Annotated in this window: 20 protein-coding genes; 17 read left to right on the top strand and 3 right to left on the bottom strand. The window is 53.0% G+C overall.

Features of this window, described 5'->3' with window-relative positions; all coding sequences use genetic code 11:
• Positions 1 to 328 precede the first annotated feature (328 nt).
• The 14 genes from LBW88_RS16425 to LBW88_RS16360 all read left to right on the top strand — a co-directional run bounded on the left by LBW88_RS16425 (position 329) and on the right by LBW88_RS16360 (position 13512).
• Positions 329 to 1738, top strand: coding sequence for a sugar porter family MFS transporter (locus tag LBW88_RS16425; protein WP_224933033.1), 1410 nt, complete (start codon positions 329 to 331; stop codon positions 1736 to 1738).
• A 15-nt stretch (positions 1739 to 1753) separates the two neighbouring features.
• Complete coding sequence (locus LBW88_RS16420; protein WP_224933034.1) at positions 1754 to 2764, top strand: Gfo/Idh/MocA family protein; 1011 nt, start codon at positions 1754 to 1756, stop codon at positions 2762 to 2764.
• A 35-nt stretch (positions 2765 to 2799) separates the two neighbouring features.
• Positions 2800 to 3228 (top strand): PTS sugar transporter subunit IIA, encoded by a 429-nt coding sequence (locus tag LBW88_RS16415; protein ID WP_224933035.1) that lies wholly within the window; start codon positions 2800 to 2802, stop codon positions 3226 to 3228.
• Between the two features lie 28 nt (positions 3229 to 3256).
• Positions 3257 to 4198: a sugar phosphate isomerase/epimerase family protein gene (locus tag LBW88_RS16410; RefSeq protein ID WP_224933036.1), complete on the top strand. Its 942-nt coding sequence runs from the start codon at positions 3257 to 3259 to the stop codon at positions 4196 to 4198.
• A gap of 364 nt (positions 4199 to 4562) precedes the next feature.
• Positions 4563 to 5102, top strand: coding sequence for a sorbitol dehydrogenase family protein (locus LBW88_RS16405; protein ID WP_224933037.1), 540 nt, complete (start codon positions 4563 to 4565; stop codon positions 5100 to 5102).
• Positions 5103 to 5122: 20 nt separating this feature from the next.
• Complete coding sequence (locus tag LBW88_RS16400; RefSeq protein WP_224933038.1) at positions 5123 to 6751, top strand: GMC family oxidoreductase; 1629 nt, start codon at positions 5123 to 5125, stop codon at positions 6749 to 6751.
• A 2-nt stretch (positions 6752 to 6753) separates the two neighbouring features.
• Positions 6754 to 8133, top strand: coding sequence for a c-type cytochrome (locus LBW88_RS16395; RefSeq protein WP_224933039.1), 1380 nt, complete (start codon positions 6754 to 6756; stop codon positions 8131 to 8133).
• Positions 8134 to 8189: 56 nt separating this feature from the next.
• Positions 8190 to 8690, top strand: a complete 501-nt coding sequence (locus LBW88_RS16390; protein ID WP_224933040.1) for a sorbitol dehydrogenase family protein — start codon at positions 8190 to 8192, stop codon at positions 8688 to 8690.
• A gap of 20 nt (positions 8691 to 8710) precedes the next feature.
• Positions 8711 to 10315 carry a GMC family oxidoreductase gene (locus LBW88_RS16385; RefSeq protein WP_224933041.1) on the top strand — a complete coding sequence of 535 codons (1605 nt, stop codon included), beginning with the start codon at positions 8711 to 8713 and terminating at the stop codon, positions 10313 to 10315.
• Positions 10308 to 11636, top strand: coding sequence for a cytochrome c (locus LBW88_RS16380; RefSeq protein WP_224933042.1), 1329 nt, complete (start codon positions 10308 to 10310; stop codon positions 11634 to 11636). The genes LBW88_RS16385 and LBW88_RS16380 overlap by 8 nt, the downstream gene beginning before the upstream one ends.
• A 70-nt stretch (positions 11637 to 11706) precedes the next feature.
• A complete protein-coding gene (locus tag LBW88_RS16375) occupies positions 11707 to 12600 on the top strand; it encodes a dihydrodipicolinate synthase family protein (protein WP_224933043.1) in 894 nt (297 codons plus the stop codon).
• A gap of 127 nt (positions 12601 to 12727) precedes the next feature.
• Positions 12728 to 12943 (top strand): YdgH/BhsA/McbA-like domain containing protein, encoded by a 216-nt coding sequence (locus LBW88_RS16370; protein WP_160867480.1) that lies wholly within the window; start codon positions 12728 to 12730, stop codon positions 12941 to 12943.
• A gap of 92 nt (positions 12944 to 13035) precedes the next feature.
• A complete protein-coding gene (locus LBW88_RS16365) occupies positions 13036 to 13188 on the top strand; it encodes a hypothetical protein (protein WP_224933044.1) in 153 nt (50 codons plus the stop codon).
• Positions 13189 to 13296: 108 nt separating this feature from the next.
• Positions 13297 to 13512 carry a YdgH/BhsA/McbA-like domain containing protein gene (locus LBW88_RS16360; RefSeq protein WP_034829897.1) on the top strand — a complete coding sequence of 72 codons (216 nt, stop codon included), beginning with the start codon at positions 13297 to 13299 and terminating at the stop codon, positions 13510 to 13512.
• 58 nt (positions 13513 to 13570) lie between these two features.
• Here the strand turns inward: LBW88_RS16360 and LBW88_RS16355 are convergent, their stop codons facing one another.
• Entirely contained in the window at positions 13571 to 14320 is a 750-nt protein-coding gene (locus tag LBW88_RS16355) for an IclR family transcriptional regulator (protein WP_224933045.1), read from the bottom strand.
• A gap of 134 nt (positions 14321 to 14454) precedes the next feature.
• Between LBW88_RS16355 and LBW88_RS16350 the strand changes: the two genes are divergently transcribed.
• The 3 genes from LBW88_RS16350 (at position 14455) to LBW88_RS16340 (ending at position 16537) form a co-directional block, all read left to right on the top strand.
• The gene (locus tag LBW88_RS16350; RefSeq protein ID WP_224933046.1) at positions 14455 to 15585 is read left to right on the top strand and encodes an MFS transporter; all 1131 of its coding nucleotides are present in this window, start codon (positions 14455 to 14457) and stop codon (positions 15583 to 15585) included.
• Between the two features lie 86 nt (positions 15586 to 15671).
• On the top strand, positions 15672 to 15983 hold the full coding sequence (locus LBW88_RS16345; RefSeq protein ID WP_224933047.1) for a cupin domain-containing protein: 312 nt from the start codon (positions 15672 to 15674) through the stop codon (positions 15981 to 15983).
• A gap of 338 nt (positions 15984 to 16321) precedes the next feature.
• Complete coding sequence (locus tag LBW88_RS16340) at positions 16322 to 16537, top strand: YdgH/BhsA/McbA-like domain containing protein (RefSeq protein WP_034829885.1); 216 nt, start codon at positions 16322 to 16324, stop codon at positions 16535 to 16537.
• A 72-nt stretch (positions 16538 to 16609) separates the two neighbouring features.
• Here LBW88_RS16340 and LBW88_RS16335 read toward each other — a convergent pair whose 3' ends face one another.
• Together LBW88_RS16335 and LBW88_RS16330 are read right to left on the bottom strand one after the other, a co-directional pair.
• Positions 16610 to 17299 (bottom strand): N-acetylmannosamine-6-phosphate 2-epimerase, encoded by a 690-nt coding sequence (locus LBW88_RS16335; RefSeq protein ID WP_224933048.1) that lies wholly within the window; start codon positions 17297 to 17299, stop codon positions 16610 to 16612.
• The gene (locus tag LBW88_RS16330) at positions 17296 to 18852 is read right to left on the bottom strand and encodes a maltose/glucose-specific PTS transporter subunit IIC (RefSeq protein ID WP_224933049.1); all 1557 of its coding nucleotides are present in this window, start codon (positions 18850 to 18852) and stop codon (positions 17296 to 17298) included. Before LBW88_RS16330 ends, LBW88_RS16335 begins: the two co-directional genes overlap by 4 nt.
• Between the last annotated feature and the right edge of the window lie 28 nt (positions 18853 to 18880).

Here is an 18880-nt window from a genome sequence, read left to right as displayed (position 1 = left end):
TAAGCTATCTCCATTCTTGCTATGTCAATGCGTAATGGTGGTGTTGTGAGTGTTATCACTGGTTTTTATGATTCTTTCTTTAAATATTTGATCCTGCGCACGCTGTAAAATCATGCAGCAGAACACCGCTAGTTTTTAGAATTCACCTTGTTATAACGTTGTTGCAACGATAAGGGGACTTACAGCGTGTTCAGCGTTGTCAGAAAATAATAAATCTCATTTTTTTATTAAATAAATTTTTTGATTCAGGCTGCGTAAAACGCATTAGCTATCACTGACCCATAATACGGCTTGCAACGGTGTTACCTTACAACCAGATGGAACAGCTATGTATAATAAAACTAACCTGCAAAACCCTCAGCGCATGCGGTTAATCACTATCGTTTCAACGATAGGTGGTTTGTGCTTCGGTTACGATACCGGTGTTATTTCCGGTGCGCTGATCTTCATGAAGTATGATTTGAATCTGACGCCAACTCAGGAAGGCTTTATCACCTCATTCCTGTTATTTGGTGCGGCACTGGGATCGCTCTTCGGTGGTTATTTATCGGATAAACAGGGAAGGCGTAAAAATCTTTTATGGGTTGCGGCGATCTTTATGTTTGGCGCACTGGGTACCGCTTTTGCCTGGGATGTGCCATCCATGATTGTGGCCCGTTTTATTTTGGGATTAGCAGTGGGTTGCGCCTCGGTCACGGTTCCCATTTATATTTCCGAGCTAGCCCGCGCCGATCAACGTGAAAGATTGGTCACGGTAAACGAATTAATGATCGTGACCGGGCAATTCCTGGCGTACTCCGTCAATGCCGCGATTGTGAACTTGTATCCGGAGATGCAGCATAACTGGCGCATTATGCTGGCCATCCCCGCATTGCCAGGCGCAATTCTGTGGATGGGTATGCTGATGATGCCCGAATCCCCGCGTTTCTTTATTCGTCGGGGGGAAACGGATAAAGCCGTGAAGGTGCTGAAAACGTTGCGTCTGCCAGAAGAGGTGGACCGCGAAGTGAAGGAGATTCAGCAGATCGTTAAGGCGGATCAGGTGAAATTTAACCTGTTCGCAGAACTCCAAAACCGGTGGGTCATTCAACTGGTGCTGATTGGTTTGATGATCGTGCTGGCAACGCGTGTGACCGGGGTCAATACCATCATGTATTACGCGCCAACGGTGTTGAAAGCCACCGGACTGGGTGACGCAGCAGCGGTAACCGGCGCGGTGGCCAATGGGATTATTTCCGTACTGGCTACGCTGCTGGGGATGGCGCTGATTGGTAAACATTCACGTCGCAGAATGTTCTTCACGGGCCAGGCGGGTGTGACCGTCAGTCTGGTGTTGATTGGCCTGGCGTTCAAATTCTTCTTCCACACTGAAACCGTCAACGGCATTGATACGCTGCATGCCAACTTTGCTAATGCACCCTACGTTATTCTCGGCTTAATGCTGGTATTTTTGGTGTTTATGCAGGGCTGGATCGCCCCGGTATTCTGGCTGATGTTAGCCGAAATTTATCCGTTGAGAATGCGCGGCGTGGGCATGGGCTTCGCGGTATTTGGTCTGTGGATCTTCGACTTTATTATCCAATCTATCTTCCCCTATTTGCTGAGCCATTACGGTGGCGGCATGACCTTCGGTTTCTTCGGTGCCACCAACGTTGTCATGCTTATCCTGCTGGTGAAATATCTGCCGGAAACACGTGGCCTGACCTTAGAACAGATTGAAAAGAAATTCCGCTTTTAACCTGAGGATATATTAATGACTGTCAAAATCGGTTTGATTGGTCTGGGCATGATTGGCCGAGACCATCTGAAACGCTTCAACAATGTTATTTCCGGCGCGCAGGTCACTGCAGTTTGCGATATTAACCACGCCGCAGCGGATGCGGTTGCCAGTGAGTTTGGTGCTACCGCTTTTTATGATGCGGAAGAGATGATTCATTCTGAATTAGTCGACGCGGTATTTATCAGCTCAATCGGCCCGGTACATAAAGCACAAATTCTGGCGGCATTTAACGCGGGTAAACCGGTGTTTTGCGAAAAACCGCTCACGCCAACAGCCGATGAATCAAAAGAAATTATCGATGCAGAAGTGAAGGCCGGCAAGCGTCTATTGCAATTGGGCTTTATGCGCCGGTTCGATCCCGGTTATCAGGCGCTGAAGCAGTCAATTGATGGCGGCGAATTGGGCGACATTATGCTGATTCACTGCGCGCACCGTAACCCTTCCTTGCCTGAGAGCTATACGTTGGAGATGGCCGTCAATGATTCTGCCACTCACGAAATCGACATCATTCGCTACTTGCTGAATGAGAACATCACCTCGGTACGCGTGGACAAACCGCGTAAGAAAACCAGCCGCGCACTGCCTCACTTGCAGGATCCCTTAATCGTGATCTTCGAAACCGAATCTGGCGTGCGGATTGATGATGAGCTGTTCGTTAACTGTCATTACGGCTATGACATTCGCTGTGAAGTGATTGGTGAGAATGCCATTGCTGCCCTGACAGAACAGCAGTTTATCAGCACGCGTTCGCTCAACGGCAATGCCCATCACATCGCGCAATCCTGTATGGAACGTTTCGCGACCGCTTACGACCATGAAGTGCAGCACTTCGTGGATAGCGTGCGTGACGGGCGCGAAATGAGCGGTCCTTCCTCCTGGGATGGTTACGTGGTGGCGCTGGTCTGTGATGCGGGTCTGGCTTCACTGCAAGATGGCGAAAAACATCAGGTGGTGATCCCAGAACAACCGACGCTTTATCGTTAATAGCCGGACGTCTCGCGATACGTGAGGAGTTAAATATGTTGAAACTGACAGAAGATGCGCTGCATTTGCAATGTCGGGCAGCCAATAAAAATGAAGCAATTGAGATTGCCGCGACTGCATTAGAACAGGCGGGCTATGTCAAACCCGGTTTTTTACACGGTATGTTAGCGCGTGAAAAAAGCGTCTCCACCTATATTGGCGCGGGCATTGCTTTTCCACATTGCGCAAAAGAGAACCTCGACCTGGTGATTAAAACCGGTGTTCAGGTTTTCCAGTTTCCCCATGGTGTGAGTTGGGGAGCGGGGAAGGTGGTATTTATCGTGGTGGCGGTGGCCGCAACTGAAAATGAACATATCTCAGTGCTGGCCAATATTGCCGATCTGTTAGGTGATGAAGTGAAAACCACCTTATTAGCCAGCGCAAAAACCAAACAAGAATTTATTGAACACTTCGAGAAAGCGTAATTAACGCTCCAATTAAAAGGATTAAATAATGAAACTCGCATTATGCACTGACGTTCTGGCGGATTTACCCTTCGCGGCGATGCTGGATAAAGTCAAAAGTTACGGTATTGATGGCGTTGAAATGACGGCGGGCGGATGGTCTCCGTGCCCGCACGTCGATACAGAGGCGTTATTGTCATCACCGGAAAAGCTGGAGAAGTTCAAGCAGGAGTTGGCGGAACGTGAGATGCGCATCGTCGCGCTTAACTGCTCGGGCAACCCGCTGGCGCCAGGCGAACTGGGTGAGACGCACACTAAAAGCAGTTATCGTGCGGTAGAGCTGGCGGGCAAGCTGGGTGTGAAGAAGATTGTGATGATGAGCGGCCTGCCGGGTGGAGGGCCTGAGGATCGTGTGCCGAACTGGATCACCTCGACAATCTCGTGGCCAGATTACATGCCGGGGGTGATCGATTATCAGTGGAACGACGTAGCAATTCCATGGTGGAAAAAGTTCGTTCAGCACGCTAAACAGCATGGCGTTGAGCAAATCGCCATCGAAGAGTTTCCGTGCCAGTTGGTGTACAACCCGTCCACGCTGCTGCGCTTGCGTCACGAAGTGGATGAGATGATTGGCATGAACCTCGATCCCTCACACCTGATTGCCATGGGCGCCGATCCGATTGCTGCGGCACGCAAGTTGGAAGGGGCGGTGTTCCACGTACACGGTAAAGACGCCCGTATCGAGCGCGGGCTGGCAGATATCGATGGGTTGATGGAGTACCAGCCGGTAACCAACACCAAAACGCGGACCTGGAACTATGTCGCGGTGGGATGCGGACAAGACCTGAAGTGGTGGAAAGAGTTCTTCTCTGTACTGCGTATGACGGGCTACAACGGTGATGTGTCGCTGGAGATGGAGGACCTCACCATGAGTGTGGAAGCCGGTTTGCAGACTTCGATCGATGCGCTGAACGCAACGCTGAGTCAGTAGGTTTTATCAAATTAAGGCCGCTATCTCATAAAGAGGGCGGCTTTTTTAAGCTCGCTCTTTCAGCCCAACCCTGTCTCAATCGCATTTTGTTAAAGATTTACTGCGACTTACATCACTCAAAATGATTACATCATCGTTTCCCCTGCCCAATCCCACTCATTTTTGATTCGAAAACATCATTACGTATGGATTTTGTTTAGGATCTATTTATTATATTAAAAACCCGTGTGTTTCTAAGGTATCTGATTAACGTTGCGTTGCGTGATTGTTAATCTTCGGGTGTTTTAAGATATATCAAACAATTAGATTTTTTTTCCTCCGTGTGACGGGGGATTTTGAGCGTGTCACTAACCAGGGATACACCATGAGTACTTCGCAAGACCTGCCACTCGGCGAGGTCCAGTTGTCACGTCGGAGAGTATTACTTTCCGGCGCAGTGATCGTGGCTGGCGGCCTGATCACCTCGGCGCTTCCGCGATTGGCGTTTGCAGACTCGTCGAAAAATTTCATTCCTTTCATGCAGATATCACGTCTTCTGGTCAACCATAAACTGGATGATGCGGTCGGGCAGCGCATGCTGGCGCTGTTAGAACTTGAACAACCTGACTTGATGGCAAATCTCAATCATCTGCTGGCGATTGCCAAAGCCAATAAGGCGCAGATTGTGGAAGATTTCTTCCCAGCGATTCCGCAAGGCGACTTGCAGGCGTTGGCGCACAAAATCATTTTTGGTTGGTACACCGGCTGTCTCGAACCGAAACGCTCGGCAAAAGCTTTTGCTTTTGAACAAGCGCTAACCTGGCACACCACGATGGATACCATCACGATCCCGTCTTACGGCATCAGTGGGCCAAATAACTGGCAGCGCGCTAACACTCCGGTTCTTCCCGTACCGCAATTCTGACCACTAAAAGAAGACAAAACATGGCAGCTCCTTCTCAGTCACCTGTGGTGATCGTTGGCACCGGCGTGGTCGGTGTGGTGATCGCTGAGCAACTGCTTGATGCCGGTATTCCGGTGTTGATGCTGGAAGCCGGACCGCGCGTATCGCGTGCCGAAATCGTAGAAAATTATCGCAACCTGCCGCTGGCAGCTAAAGGCAACCCGATCGAGTGCTATCCGTCACGCGAGTGGGCGCCGCACCCGGAACCGGCGGGTCCCGGCAAAGGCTATTTGCAATTGAGCGGCGAAGACTCTTATGCGCAAAGCTACGTGCGCTATGCCGGCGGTTCAACCTGGCACTGGGCCGGTACCTGCTGGCGTTTAACCCCAGCGGATATGCAGCTGCATTCGCGTTATGGCGTGGGGCGTGACTGGGCGTTTGATTACGCGACGCTTGAGCCTTACTACGCGCGCGCAGAATACAAACTGGGCATTTGCGGACCAGACGATCCGGCTCTGCAATGGCCGCCGCTGCGTTCAAAGCCTTATCCGATGCCTGCGCTGCCGTTTGGTCCAGGTGAAGCCCGCTTTACCGAAGTGGTACGCGAAAAACTGGGGCTGCACAATATCCCGACTGCACAGGCGCGCAACAGCGGCATGTCCTACGACGCTCGTCCAGCCTGCTGCGCCAATAACAACTGCGTACCAGTGTGTCCGGTGGGCGCGAAATATGATGGTGCAACCGCGCTTTCTCGCCTTGAAGCCAAAGGCGCCACCATCCTCGATAACGCGGTGGTGTGGCGTATCGAAACCAACGCCAGCAACCAGATCGAAGCGGTGCATTACTACGACCAGCACAAGCAAACGCATCGCGTCAGCGGCAAGTTGTTCATCATTGCCTGTAACGGGCTGGAGACGCCGAAACTGCTGTTGATGTCAGCTGACTCGCGCAACCCCAACGGGATTGCCAACAGCTCCGATCAGGTCGGTCGCAACATGATGGATCATCCACAAATCACCATGACCGTCACGCTGGATGAACCCTATTGGGCGGGTGTCGGGCCGGTGGTGAACAGCGGCATTATGGAAACTTCGCAGGGTGATTTCCGTTCTGAGCATGCTGGCGCGTACTTCCGTTTCAACAACTTTGCGCGTAACCGCTTTGTGACCTTTGGTGCACTGGAAAAAGGGCTGGTGGGTAAAGCGCTGGATGAAGAGATCCGCCGTATGACCGCCTGCACTGCCGATATCGTTCTGGCACATGAGATTCTGCCCGATGCTAATAACCGTCTGACGCTGAGTGACAAGAAGGATTGGCTGGGTCTGCCAAAACCTGCCATTCACTACAATGTCGGCGACTACGTGCGTCGCTCGTACCAAAATTACTCCAAACCGATTGCGGATAAGATTGCAGAAGCAATGGGCGCCATCGATAAGAAGTTCTCGAAACAATATAACCAGAGCAAGCACATCATGGGCGGCACCATTATGGGTAACGATCCGGCCAACTCGGTGGTGGATAACGAGTGCCGTACCCACGATCATCACAACCTGTTCCTGCCGGGCGGGGGAGCCATGGCGAGTACCGCGTGTGGCAACAGCACCTTAACCATGGTGGCGCTGGCATTCAAAGCGGCGGATGCCATCGTTAAACAGGCTCAGGAGGCGTAATCATGTTGAAGCTAAAACAGATCGCGCTGGTTCTGGCACTGGCGAGCGGAACGGCACATGCGGCTGACGATGCGTTAGTAAAGAAGGGCGAATATCTGGCAGTAGCCTCGGACTGCACTGCCTGTCACACCGCTGAGCACGGTAAACCTTTTGCCGGCGGCAAGGCGATTGAGTCTCCGGTGGGTGAAATCATCGCCACCAACATCACGCCCTCAAAGATTTCGGGTATTGGTCAGTACAGTGAGCAGCAGTTTGCTGATGCGCTACGTAAAGGTGTCAGGGCTGACGGCGCCAACCTGTATCCGGCGATGCCCTACACCGCTTATGCCACATTAACCGATGAAGATGTGCACGCGCTTTACGCCTACTTTATGTCAGGCGTGCAGCCAGTGGATCAAACCACTGAAGAGACGCATCTGCCATTCCCACTGAATCTGCGATTTTCGATGATGTTCTGGAACGCGCTGTTCCTGAAAGCGCCGGGATACACAGCGGACACGACAAAATCTGACAGCTGGAATCGCGGTCGTTATCTGGTGGATGGCGCAGCGCACTGTAGCACTTGCCACACGCCACGCGGATTCCTGATGCAGGAGAAAGAGGGTGATGCCTTTACTGGTGCGCAGGTCGGCCCGTGGTTCGCGCCGAATATCACCGCCAATGCGGTGAGTGGTATTGGCCAGTGGTCACAGCAGGATCTGATCACCTACCTTAAGACCGGCCGTCTGGCGGGGAAAGCGCAGGCCGCTGGCAGCATGGCAGAGGCGATTACACACAGCTTCCAGTACTTATCCGATGCCGATCTGGCTGCGATTGCCGAATACATGGGCAGCGTGACGGATAAAGATGCGCCTGCGAGCGGTGCATCGCGCTTCGAACAGGGTAAAGCGGCTGAAAATCTGGTGGCGTTTCGTGGTGATGCGTTCAGCGCGCCCACCAGCGATGAAGGTGCTCGCCTGTTCTCCGGCAACTGCGCGTCGTGTCACGGCAGCAGCGGTCAGGGAACCAAAGACGCGTTTTATCCCAGCCTGTTCCACAACAGTGCTACTGCGGAACGCAATCCGTCGAACCTGATTGCCACCATTCTTTACGGTGTGCAGCGTCATACCGCCGAAGGTGACGTGTTTATGCCGCCGTTTGGTTCGCAGCCGAACGCACTGAATCAGCTTGATGATCAGCAAGTCGCCACACTGTCGAACTGGATCTTGCATCACTACGGCAATGTTGAAGCGACCGTCTCACCGGAGCAAGTGGCGGAGATCCGTCGTGGCGGTCCTTCATCTCCGCTGGTAATGCTGGCGCAAGTCGGTGTGGGCATCGGTGTGTTGGTGGTGATTGCACTGCTGGTGTGGTGGTTGATGCGCCGCAGACATAAAAAATAGATTCGATTTTATTCTGTCGCCTGTGATGGCAGGCGACGTTTTTACTGGAAGACACTATGAAGCACTACTCACGCCGCCGCGTGTTGAAGATGGTCGGGCTGGTCACGATTGCCAGCGCCGCAGGCCAGCTTTACTCGTTGCCGCGCCTCAACGCTGCACAATCAACCGCCCCGACGGCGGGTCTTGACGATTTTATGCAGGTTTCCCAACTGTTGACGCAACAGGAATCCCTGAACGCCACCGTTGGGCATGCATTGCTATTGGCTTTGAGCCAGACGCAGAAAGGTTTTCTTCCTGCACTGGCACAGTTGAAAACACTACTGCAAAACCAGCCGGAACTGCTGCAGCAGGATCACCTGACATTTGCCACGGATGCGGACAGCGAAAAGCTGGCCAAAGCGGTGCTCGGCGGTTGGTACAACGGTGTGGTCGGCAAGGGCAATCATGCGCTGTATGTCACCTACGTGAATACGCTCGCCAATCTGCTGGTGGATGACAAATTAGTGCCGCCGAGTTTCTCCTACGGCAAATGTGGTAGCTGGGCGCAACAACCCTGATTCAGAAGAGTAATGTCGTTATGAAAAACAATAATTCCGCCGACGTAGTGGTGATTGGCGCGGGCGTTAATGGCTCGCTGCTGGCAACGCGTCTGGCAAAAGCAGGTAAATCAGTACTGTTACTGGAGTCCGGCCCGAAAGTTGGACGCGATCAGCTGGTTGAGCGTTTCCGTGCGTCTGCATTCAAATCTGACTTCATGTCGCCGTATCCGTTCTCGCCTAAGGCGCCGCATCCGCGCTATACGCCAGAGCCGAATGATTACCTGCATCAGGTCGGCCCGCATCCGTTTGCTGCGCAGTACATCCGTATGTTTGGTGGTACCAGCTGGCACTGGGCGGCGCAGTTATGGCGCTTTGTTCCCAACGACTTCCGTCAGCACAGTCAGTATGGCATCGGCAAAGATTGGCCAATCGGTTATGACGATCTGGAAGAGTATTACTATCAGGCTGAAGTGATCGCGGGCGTGGGCGGATCGCCGGACAATGGTTCGCCACGCAGCAAGCCTTACCCGATGGAACGCGTACCCGCCTCCTGGTTGCAGCAGCGTGTGACAGCTCGCCTTGCGCCTGACTTTACCGTGCTGGATGACAGTACCGGCCGCAACAGCCACAGTTATGATGGTCGCCCAGCCTGCTGCGGTAATAACAACTGCATGCCGCTCTGCCCAATCGACGCCCAGTATCACGGCGGGATTGCTGCACAGCAGGCTGAAAACAGTGGTGTTAAAGTGATCACCGAAGCGGTGGTGTATCAGCTGGAGCACGATGCTAAAGGCAATATCGTGGCGGCGAATTACTATGACTGGAACAAAGTCAGCCATCGCGTTACGGCTGAAACCTTTGTGCTGGCCGCCAACGCGATTGAAACCCCGAAACTTCTGCTGATGTCTGTCAGCGATAAATTCCCGAACGGTATCGCCAATGCGCACGACAATGTCGGTCGTAATCTGTGCGATCACCCGGCGATTGGCGTGACCTTTGATGTCGATGAGGAGATTTGGCCAGGACGTGGGCCGGTGAGTCCTTGCTCGATTGGTCAATTCCGTGACGGTGATTTCCGCAGCGAACATTCACCGTTCCGTATTGATATCTCTAACGCCTCACAGGTTGCCTCAGTGACCAAAGAAGCGTTAGCGGAAGGGCTGTTTGGCAAGAAGTTGCAGGATGCGATTCGCTTCCGTGCCGCGCGCCGCCTCAGCATCAAAAATGCGCTGGAGCAGTTACCTGATCCTAACAACCGCGTGACCTTGAGCAGCAACAAAGATGAGCTGGGTTTACCGACGCCATCGCTGTATTGGGATGTGAACGATTACGTCGTTAAAGGCACCGCGAAAACCCGTGAATGCTATGACGCGATTGCGATCAAACTCGGCGCAACCAACATCAAGCACAGCAAGAGCGGTAAGTTTTCCAACCGCCAGCACATCACCGGCACGCTCTCAATGGGACTTGATCCGGCGACCAGCGTCACCGATGCCTGGGGACGCGCGCACGATCATCAAAACCTGTTTATGGTCGGCACCGGCGTGATGCCCACCGTCGGTACCTGTAATGTGACGCTGACCGCCATGGCGCTGGCATTACGCACCGCGGACAAAATCCTGCAGGAGACGCAACATGGCTAAGCACTGGAAAGCCCTGCTTGCCGCAGGCACTTTGGCGTTAGCGGTTTCACAGGCGCAGGCCGATGATCAGCAGCTCATCAAACGTGGCGAGTATCTGGCCATTGCCGGCGACTGCGGCGCGTGCCATACCGAAGCGGGCAAAGCCCCGTTCAGCGGTGGTCATGCGATTGCCAGCCCGCTAGGGACCATCTTCAGTACTAATATCACGCCATCCAAAGCAGCGGGCATCGGTCATTACACTGAGCAGCAGTTTGCGGATGCATTGCGTAAGGGCGTGCGTGGTGATGGTAGCCAACTCTACCCGGCGATGCCTTACACCGCTTATGCGAAGTTAACCGATGAAGATGTCGCTGCTTTGTATGCTTACTTTATGCAGGGCGTGCAGCCGGTGGATGTGCAGCCAGAGAAGACTGCGCTGCCATTCCCGTTCAATCTGCGTTTCAGTATGGCGGCGTGGAACCTGTTGTTCCTCGACAGCAAGCCGTTCCAGCCGGATGCCCAACAGTCGGACGAGTGGAATCGTGGGGCTTATCTGGTGCAGGGGTTAACCCACTGCAGCACTTGCCACACGCCGCGTAATTTCCTGATGGCAGAGCAGCAGGATAAGAGCCTGCAGGGCGCATCACTCGGCACCTGGTTTGCGCCTGATATCACGGCGGCAACGCTGCAGGGTAAACCGCATTGGACGCGTGACATGCTGGCGCAGTATCTGGCGAAAGGTCATGCCAGCAATGGCGCGACAGCGGGCGGTCCGATGCTGGAAGCTATCGATAAAAGCTTCTCACGCATGACGCCAGAAGATCGTCAGGCTATCGCGACGTATCTGCTGCCTCAGGACAGTATTGCAGCCGAACCAACGCCGACGAATCACTGGACGCGAGTCCGGGGCGACGACACGCCACAGGCTGCGGTCAGCGAGGGCGAGCAGATCTATCGCAACAACTGCGCCTCATGCCATAACCTGACAGGTGAAGGGCTGAACGGTTTGCCAGCATTGCAGCATCATCCGGTGCTGAATAAGCCCAACGCCGATAACGTGGCGATGGCGGTATTGGATGGGGTGTGGCCAGAGCACGACCAGGGAATGATTGGCTTTGCCGGTGAGCTGAATGATCATCAGGTAGCTGCTGTCACTAACTATGTGATGCAGGATATCGGTCACAGCAAGGTGCAAATCACTGAGGAGCGCGTGAAATTGTTGCGCGCAGGCGGTGACGCGTCACCCTTGATGCTGGTGTCGCGGATTGGTATGGCAGCGGCAGGTATCATTGTCGTACTCGGCCTGATTTGGTTGAGATGTAGAAGAAAGGCCAAACGCTAACCGCTTTGTCCTATGACAAATAGTCAGCTGTTGTTAAGATGCGTTTTACGTTATCTAACAGGAGCTGGCTATGTTTTCAGGTCTTAGTGCGTTCCCACTGACCCCCGTTAATGCGACAGGCATCGACGAACAATCCTTTCTAAAGATCCTCGCGCGATTGATCACTGCTAAGGTCGATTCGCTGGGCGTGCTGGGTTCAACCGGCAGCTACGCTTACTTCACTCGAGAGCAACGCAAGCGCGTGGCGACACTGGCCGTCCAGCATGCAGACGGCATTCCAGTCATGGTCAGCATTGGCGCAATCAACACTGATGAAGTGTTGCGGCTGGCCGATGATGCGCAGCAGGCGGGCGTCAGCGCGCTATTATTGCCAGCTGTCTCTTACCAAAAGCTCACCGAAGAAGAGGTGTATAATTTTTATGCCGAGGTGGCTCAGCACGTCTCGGTGCCCATCTGCGTCTATGACAACCCCGGCACCACGCACACATCATTTTCCGATTCCCTCTACGCACGGATCGCCGCGCTTTCCAACATAGCTTCGATCAAAATCCCGGGTGTTCCTGACCAAATATCGGCGGCTACGCAGCGGGTGAGCGCACTGCGAGCGCAGTTGCCTAAACACATTAGTATCGGCGTCAGCGGCGATGCATCTGCGGGTAACGGTCTGGTGGCCGGATGTGACGTCTGGTATTCCGTGTGCGGCGGATTGTTTCCCAACACGGCATTAGCGCTCACCCAAGCCGCTCAGGCAGAGGATTTCAAAGCAGTCGCCGAGCAGTCCCAACGGTTAGCACCGCTTTGGGCGCTGTTCCACCAGCATGGCGGCAGCATCCGAGTGATGGCGGCGGCGGCGGCACTCTTCGGCCTGGCGGACGAGAATAATTTGCCACGCCCGCTGCGTGCATTATCCAGTGAAGAGCAGCGTGAAGTGCGACAAGTGATTGAATCATTGGATCTGTCTTAATAAAGTTAACTATTAGTGCGATCATAATGATCGCACTAATAGTTAAGATGGATATAGTTTACTTGGTTATTATCACTTCCATCGAAGGCACACAGCCTTCTCATCAGATAAACCAAGGAATATGACCATGAAAACTATCAAAGCAATGTCAATCGCCGCTGTTGCCGCTCTTTCACTGATGTCTGCTGCAAGCTTTGCTCAAACAGTATCAGCCACTTCACTGACTCTGGACGGTGCGGAAGCGAAAATCGCTGCTCAGGCACATCAGCAGAACGCACAATATAAAATCATTGAAGCCAGCGATGGCAATGTCGTGCACATGACCGCTGAGCTGTACAAATAATTAACGGATGGTTGCACATGGAAGTGCCGGAGCAGGCCGCCTTACGGGGCGGCCTTTTTCGTTGAAAAGCGAAGTGCAGTGGAGACAGCATCATGAAACAGAATCATGACCAGATTGACCAGCAAGCCAGTGCGTTTGTTGAAGCGCTGCGCTCGCAGCGTCATGCGCATATGCCAGTGATGCGTTTCCATCAGTGGCCGCAGTTTATCTCGACCGTGCGCACCTTGCTTGCAAACAATAATTAGTGCGATCATCATTATCGCACTAATAGTTAATATAGAAATGATAACTAGAGTTATTGTTGTTTCATCGAAGGCACACAGCCTTCTTAAACAACCCAAAGGAATATGACCATGAAAACCATTAAAACACTGACCATCGCCGCTGCTGCCGCTCTTTCACTGATGTCTGCTGCCAGCTTTGCACAGAGCATTTCAGTAGAGTCTTCTACACTTGACGGTGCAGAAGCAAAAGTTGCCGCAGTGGCACAGGAGCAGGGCGCACAGTACAAAATCACTGAAGCAAACACCAACAACCGTGTGCACATGACTGCAGAACTGTATAAATAAGTTCAGTTTCCGCTTCAGCGTTAAGGCCGCCTTCGGGCGGCTTTGCTGTTTATATCACTCAGCGCGCCACCAGCGTTTCAACTTCAGCTTTCGCCTGCATCAGCGCGGCCAGCAGTTGGGGAAATTGCTCATCAAAACGCATTGCCGGCACCGCTAAGGCCAGTGCATAGCGCTCACCCGGCCCGGTGTGCAGGGCAACGCTAACACCACAAACGCCGCGCGCGTGCTCCTCCCGATCAATCGCATAACCTTGCTGGCGAATTGACTCAATCGCTTTTAATAAAGGCTGACGATCCTTCAATGTTTGCAAGGTGCGCACTTCATTCAGCTGTGGCAGCAACGTTCTTAAAAGCTCTTCAGGCTGTTCAGCCAATAGGGCTTTGCCATGTGCGGCGCAGTGGGAAGGAAAGGCGGTGCTGATGGGCGATACCACACGCAGCTCCTGATCCGAAGCATATTGGCTGACCAGTACCGTATGGCTACCACGCCAGACACATAAATCTACCGTTTCGCGGGTTCGGCGGCCCAGTGTCTCCATCGCCGGTTGCGCCAGCGCAATAATATCGGTGTGCGCGGAGGCGGCGAGCCTGGCGAGTGCTGGCCCCAGTTTAATGCCCTCGCTGTCCTGTATCAGCAACTGCTGTGCTATGAGAGAGGTCACCAATCGATGAACCGTGGTGCGCGGTAACGCTGTCGATTTCGCCAGTTCGGACATTGATACACCAGTAGGTCGATTTTCCAATGCGCGTAAAAGGGTGGCGGCACGTGCAATCACCTGTGATCCGTTAGCTTCAGTATTTGCGACCATTATTCATCCGTTTCATCGATTTCCCGCACGCCACTCTATCACGTTACCCGCTAGCGATTGACATCACACACGAATACCCTAACACTCATGTCCAATATGTGGATAATAAACCCATTATACGGATAGGTGTATTCATGATTGTATTAAAGCCTGCAGCGGCAATGACGTTACTGGCGGTGAGTTGCCTGACCATCATGGTGGGCTGCGTTATCGTGCCGGGATTGAGTGAGATTGCTGCGCAATTAGGCGTTTCACATCTGGCTAATTGGTTGGTAACGCTGCCAGCATTCGGCGTGGTGGTGGCAGGGCCCTTTGCCGGCCGAGCGATAGATCGTTACGGCGCGTACCCCATGCTCCTTGTGGGCCTGTTCTTTTATGGCGGTTTGGGCGTGGCGGGTGCCTGGCTGCCCGGTGCACCCCTGCAAATCGTTGATCGTGTCCTGTTAGGCTGTTTTACCGCCGTGGTGATGTCGGCAGGGACCAGTTTAATTGCCACTTTTTATCAGGCTGAAGCACGACTAAAAATGATGGCACGCCAGGGTATGGCTATCGAACTCGGTGGCGTGGTGTTTTTGTTCATTGGCGGGATTCTCGCTTCTTTAAGTTGGCGCTATCCCTATGCTCTCTATCTCTTCTCCTGGTTGCTGATCGCGCTGGTGGTCATTTTGATTCCGCGACCGCAACAACAAATCGCCACCGGCGTCATTGATGAAGGCGCAACCAACAGTAATCAGGCATTGCAGCCTGTGCTGCTGGCGGCTATTTGCTCCATGATGTGTTTCTTTACCGCCATCATCATGCTGCCTCAGCGCTTTGCCACCTTGGGGGTGGATGCCGCTCATATCGGGTATTTTCTGTCATTCGTTTCGCTGGTGGCCGTGCTGGCTGCAGCGTTGATGCCGCATGTGGCACTGCAGTTTGGTCCTTATCCAACGCTGATCATGGCTTTTGTTTGTTATATGTTGGCGCACCTGGAGTTTGCTGCTGCACCGGACATGCTGCTGTGCCTGCCGGGCGGCATCCTGTTAGGCATGGGTTTTGGTCTGTCGGTGCCACTGGTCAATCATATGACGGTTGAAACCAGCCAACCATATGAGCGCGGACGACAACTGGCGCGCTTATCGATGGCAATCTTTGCCGGGCAATTCCTCGCGGCCTTTATGGCTTATATTCCCGGCCAGGTGGCGATGACCTTTATAGCCGCGGCCATTCTGGCCGTGATGAATATTATTGCTTTGCGTAAGTTTGCCGTTGTGAGGGGGTAACCTGGCCGAAAAGGGTCGATGCATGTCCCCATTCGCCTGGCGCTTCCCGTTAAAATAGAGCGCAATCTCACTCGTTTAGGTCGCGCATGAAAACCATCATCAGTAAAAACTTTACTCCTGCCAAAGCATGGGACGCTGTCGATATTGCCAACTTCGACGGCACCAGCGTCAGACTCCACTGGACCGATAAATCCTATCGCTGGCATATCAACGACGGCGAAGAGGTGTTCGTGGTATTGGACGGTACAGTCGAAATGCATTACCGCGAGCAAGGTGAAATTAAAAAAGTGATGTTAAATGTGGGGGATATTTTCTTTGCCAGCGTGGGGACAGAGCATGTTGCCCATCCGCAGGGAGCGGCGCGGGTGCTGGTGATTGAAAAAGACGATTCGGTGTGACATCTCGCCCTCAACAATCCAAAACAATCCAGCAGCCAAAAGCCAAAGCCTCCAAGTTTATGACGATATGCTTACACCGTACGAAAAATAGCCACTTCGGGTTAGATGGCATGGTGGGCGGAGTGCAGAGATTTATCCACAGGTTAACGCGTCGTCTTTTCACCTGAAATGTGGATAACATCATGATCATTATAGCGGTTAGTGTAACAGTAACCCGAGTCATGATTAGTCGGATCATCATGACCGCACTAATAGTTAATATGCTAATGGTAACTTAGGGTATTATTATTTTCATCGAAGGCACACAGCCTTCTTAAACAACCCAAAGGAATATGACCATGAAAACCATTAAAACACTGACCATCGCCGCTGCTGCCGCTCTTTCACTGATGTCTGCAGCAAGCTTTGCACAGAGCATTTCTGTCGAGTCTTCAACTCTGGACGGTGCAGAAGCGAAAGTTGCCGCTGTTGCTCAGCAGCAGGGCGCACAGTACAAAATTACTGAAGCAAACACCAATAACCGTGTGCACATGACTGCAGAACTGTACAAATAAGTTCGAAATCAGCTTCAGCGTTAAGGCCGCCTCCGGGCGGCTTTGCTGTTTTTATTATTCGAGCAAAACGTTTTAGCTAATTGCGCTGACGAAACGCTGCGTTATTTGCTGAGGACGGGTAATCGCGCCACCGACGACTACCGCATGCGCGCCCAGTTTTAAACATTGTGCTGCCATCTCGGGTGTTTCCACATTGCCTTCTGCTATCACCGGCGCCTTCACTGAGGCTAAAACTGTACGCAGGAAGTGAAAATCATTTGCCGCCAGGTACGCTCCGCGCGTTTCCGATGTATAGCCATGCAGCGTAGTGCCCACGCAGTCGAAGCCCAGTTCATCAGCCTGCAACGCTTCATCGACAGTCGCGATATCTGCCATGAGTAATAATTGCGGATAGCGTTGACGTATTGCCTTCACAAGTTGAGGTAACTGCAGATCGCCAGGCCGTTGATGCTGAGTGGCATCCAGCGCGATCATTGCCGGATTCGCCTCCATCAATTCATCCACCTCTTTTAGCGTGGCGGTGATATATACATCACTGCCTGGATAATCGCGTTTGATGATAGCGATGATCGGTAAATCCACGGTTTGCATAATCTGCTGTACATCGACCAGACTGTTGGCGCGGATCGCCGCCGCGCCTCCTTGCATCGCGGCGAGTGCCATGCGCGACATAATGTAAGGGCTGTGCAGGGGTTCATCTTCCAGTGCCTGACAGGACACCACCAGTTTTCCCTGAATCTGATCCAGCATGTTTGCTTTCATAGCGCGAGTAACTCCTCAACTTCATTTTTGATAATGGTGACGTGCGGGCCGTAGATCACCTGCACGCCTTTACCGCGCTGGATCACCGCGCGGGCGCCCGTGGCCTTCAATGCAGCTTCATTAAGTTTAGAACTGTCGTTCAACGTGATACGTAAACGCGTGGCGCAGCAGTCGAGTTCGGCAATATTGTCTTTGCCACCCAGCGCTTCAATCACCTGCAAAGGGCGTTCGCCTGCGGCAATCGGCAGTGTATCGATGCTGATATCTTCACGGCCCGGCGTTTTAAAATTGAAACGAGTAATCAGCAAGCGGAAGGTGAAATAATAGAGCAGGAACCATGGCACACCGACCAACGGCACATACATCCAATGCGTTTTCGCTTCGCCCTGCAAAACACCAAACAGAATGAAATCGATCAAGCCGCCGGAGAAGGTTTGCCCAATAGTGATGTGTAAAATGTGGGCGATCATAAAGGCCAGGCCATCGAACAGCGCGTGGATCACATACAACACCGGTGCCACAAACAGGAACGAGAACTCAATCGGTTCGGTGATCCCGGTCAGGAATGAGGTAAGGGCGGCGGATAACAACAAACCCGCCACACGTTTGCGGTTCTCGGGTTTGGCGGTGTGATACATCGCGAGGCAGGCACCGATTAATCCAAACATCATGGTGATGAAACGGCCCGACATAAAACGCGCGGTACCGAGGTAAAACTGCTGGGTGTTGGGATCGGCCAACTGAGCAAAGAAGATGCGCTGAGTGCCTTCAACCAGATGCCCATTCACCATCTCACTGCCGCCTAATGCGGTGGTCCAGAACGGCAGGTAGAAGATGTGATGCAGACCGAAGGGGCCGAGCATGCGCAATACGAAGCCGTAAATGAAGGTGCCAAAGTAGCCTGTGGCGTCGACTAACCCGCCCATGCCAAAAATCAGTTTCTGGAAGTGCGGCCAGACGATGGTCATTGCCGCGCCAACGATAATCGCCACGAACGAGCTAATAATCGGGACGAAACGCGAGCCACCGAAGAAGCCGAGAAATTGTGGTAGGGCAATTTTGTTATAGCGATTGTGCAGCAACGCGGTGACCAGCCCAATCACCACACCACCGAACACGCCGGTTTCCAGCGTTTGAATGCCTAGCGCCATACCTTGACCCACGGCGCTCAGATTGCTGCTGGCCAGCACGCCGCTCAGCGTCAAGAGTGCATTGATGGTGGCATTCATCACCAGATAGGCGAGCAGAGATGCCAGGCCAGCCGTGCCCTTGTCGCTTTTAGCCAGTCCTACCGCCACGCCCACCGCAAACAGCACCGCAAGGTTGGCGAAGACTACCGAACCTGCGCTGGCCATGATGGTGAACACACCTTGTAGCCAGGCGATATCCAGAAACGGATAGGCCTTAACGGTGTTGGGATTGGACAACGCGCCGCCAATGCCCAACAGCAAGCCAGCGGCAGGCAATACCGCGATCGGCAACATAAAGGATTTTCCGAAACGCTGCGCTTTTTCAAACCAGCCTCCTGAAGAGGCCCCACTGAACATTGACATAAATTTTCATCCCCGAAGCGTTGTTGTG

It is taken from the genome of Pantoea sp. alder81 (genome assembly GCF_020179835.1).
Classification (GTDB): domain Bacteria; phylum Pseudomonadota; class Gammaproteobacteria; order Enterobacterales; family Enterobacteriaceae; genus Pantoea.
The sequence above is the reverse complement of the archived record's forward strand: the minus strand, read 5'-3'. Positions and strand labels throughout refer to the sequence as shown.

Excerpts from the sequence above, each read along its gene's own strand:
- LBW88_RS16410 (WP_224933036.1), top strand. The coding sequence starts at position 3,257 with ATGAAACTCGCATTATGCACTGACGTTCTGGCGGATTTACCCTTCGCG.
- LBW88_RS16415 (WP_224933035.1), top strand. The coding sequence starts at position 2,800 with ATGTTGAAACTGACAGAAGATGCGCTGCATTTGCAATGTCGGGCAGCC.
- LBW88_RS16395 (WP_224933039.1), top strand. The coding sequence starts at position 6,754 with ATGTTGAAGCTAAAACAGATCGCGCTGGTTCTGGCACTGGCGAGCGGA.
- LBW88_RS16345 (WP_224933047.1), top strand. The coding sequence starts at position 15,672 with ATGAAAACCATCATCAGTAAAAACTTTACTCCTGCCAAAGCATGGGAC.
- LBW88_RS16400 (WP_224933038.1), top strand. The coding sequence starts at position 5,123 with ATGGCAGCTCCTTCTCAGTCACCTGTGGTGATCGTTGGCACCGGCGTG.
- LBW88_RS16340 (WP_034829885.1), top strand. The coding sequence starts at position 16,322 with ATGAAAACCATTAAAACACTGACCATCGCCGCTGCTGCCGCTCTTTCA.
- LBW88_RS16405 (WP_224933037.1), top strand. The coding sequence starts at position 4,563 with ATGAGTACTTCGCAAGACCTGCCACTCGGCGAGGTCCAGTTGTCACGT.
- LBW88_RS16375 (WP_224933043.1), top strand. The coding sequence starts at position 11,707 with ATGTTTTCAGGTCTTAGTGCGTTCCCACTGACCCCCGTTAATGCGACA.
- LBW88_RS16330 (WP_224933049.1), bottom strand. The coding sequence starts at position 18,852 with ATGTCAATGTTCAGTGGGGCCTCTTCAGGAGGCTGGTTTGAAAAAGCG.
- LBW88_RS16390 (WP_224933040.1), top strand. The coding sequence starts at position 8,190 with ATGAAGCACTACTCACGCCGCCGCGTGTTGAAGATGGTCGGGCTGGTC.
- LBW88_RS16350 (WP_224933046.1), top strand. The coding sequence starts at position 14,455 with ATGATTGTATTAAAGCCTGCAGCGGCAATGACGTTACTGGCGGTGAGT.
- LBW88_RS16355 (WP_224933045.1), bottom strand. The coding sequence starts at position 14,320 with ATGGTCGCAAATACTGAAGCTAACGGATCACAGGTGATTGCACGTGCC.
- LBW88_RS16420 (WP_224933034.1), top strand. The coding sequence starts at position 1,754 with ATGACTGTCAAAATCGGTTTGATTGGTCTGGGCATGATTGGCCGAGAC.
- LBW88_RS16365 (WP_224933044.1), top strand. The coding sequence starts at position 13,036 with ATGAAACAGAATCATGACCAGATTGACCAGCAAGCCAGTGCGTTTGTT.
- LBW88_RS16335 (WP_224933048.1), bottom strand. The coding sequence starts at position 17,299 with ATGAAAGCAAACATGCTGGATCAGATTCAGGGAAAACTGGTGGTGTCC.
- LBW88_RS16425 (WP_224933033.1), top strand. The coding sequence starts at position 329 with ATGTATAATAAAACTAACCTGCAAAACCCTCAGCGCATGCGGTTAATC.
- LBW88_RS16370 (WP_160867480.1), top strand. The coding sequence starts at position 12,728 with ATGAAAACTATCAAAGCAATGTCAATCGCCGCTGTTGCCGCTCTTTCA.
- LBW88_RS16360 (WP_034829897.1), top strand. The coding sequence starts at position 13,297 with ATGAAAACCATTAAAACACTGACCATCGCCGCTGCTGCCGCTCTTTCA.
- LBW88_RS16380 (WP_224933042.1), top strand. The coding sequence starts at position 10,308 with ATGGCTAAGCACTGGAAAGCCCTGCTTGCCGCAGGCACTTTGGCGTTA.
- LBW88_RS16385 (WP_224933041.1), top strand. The coding sequence starts at position 8,711 with ATGAAAAACAATAATTCCGCCGACGTAGTGGTGATTGGCGCGGGCGTT.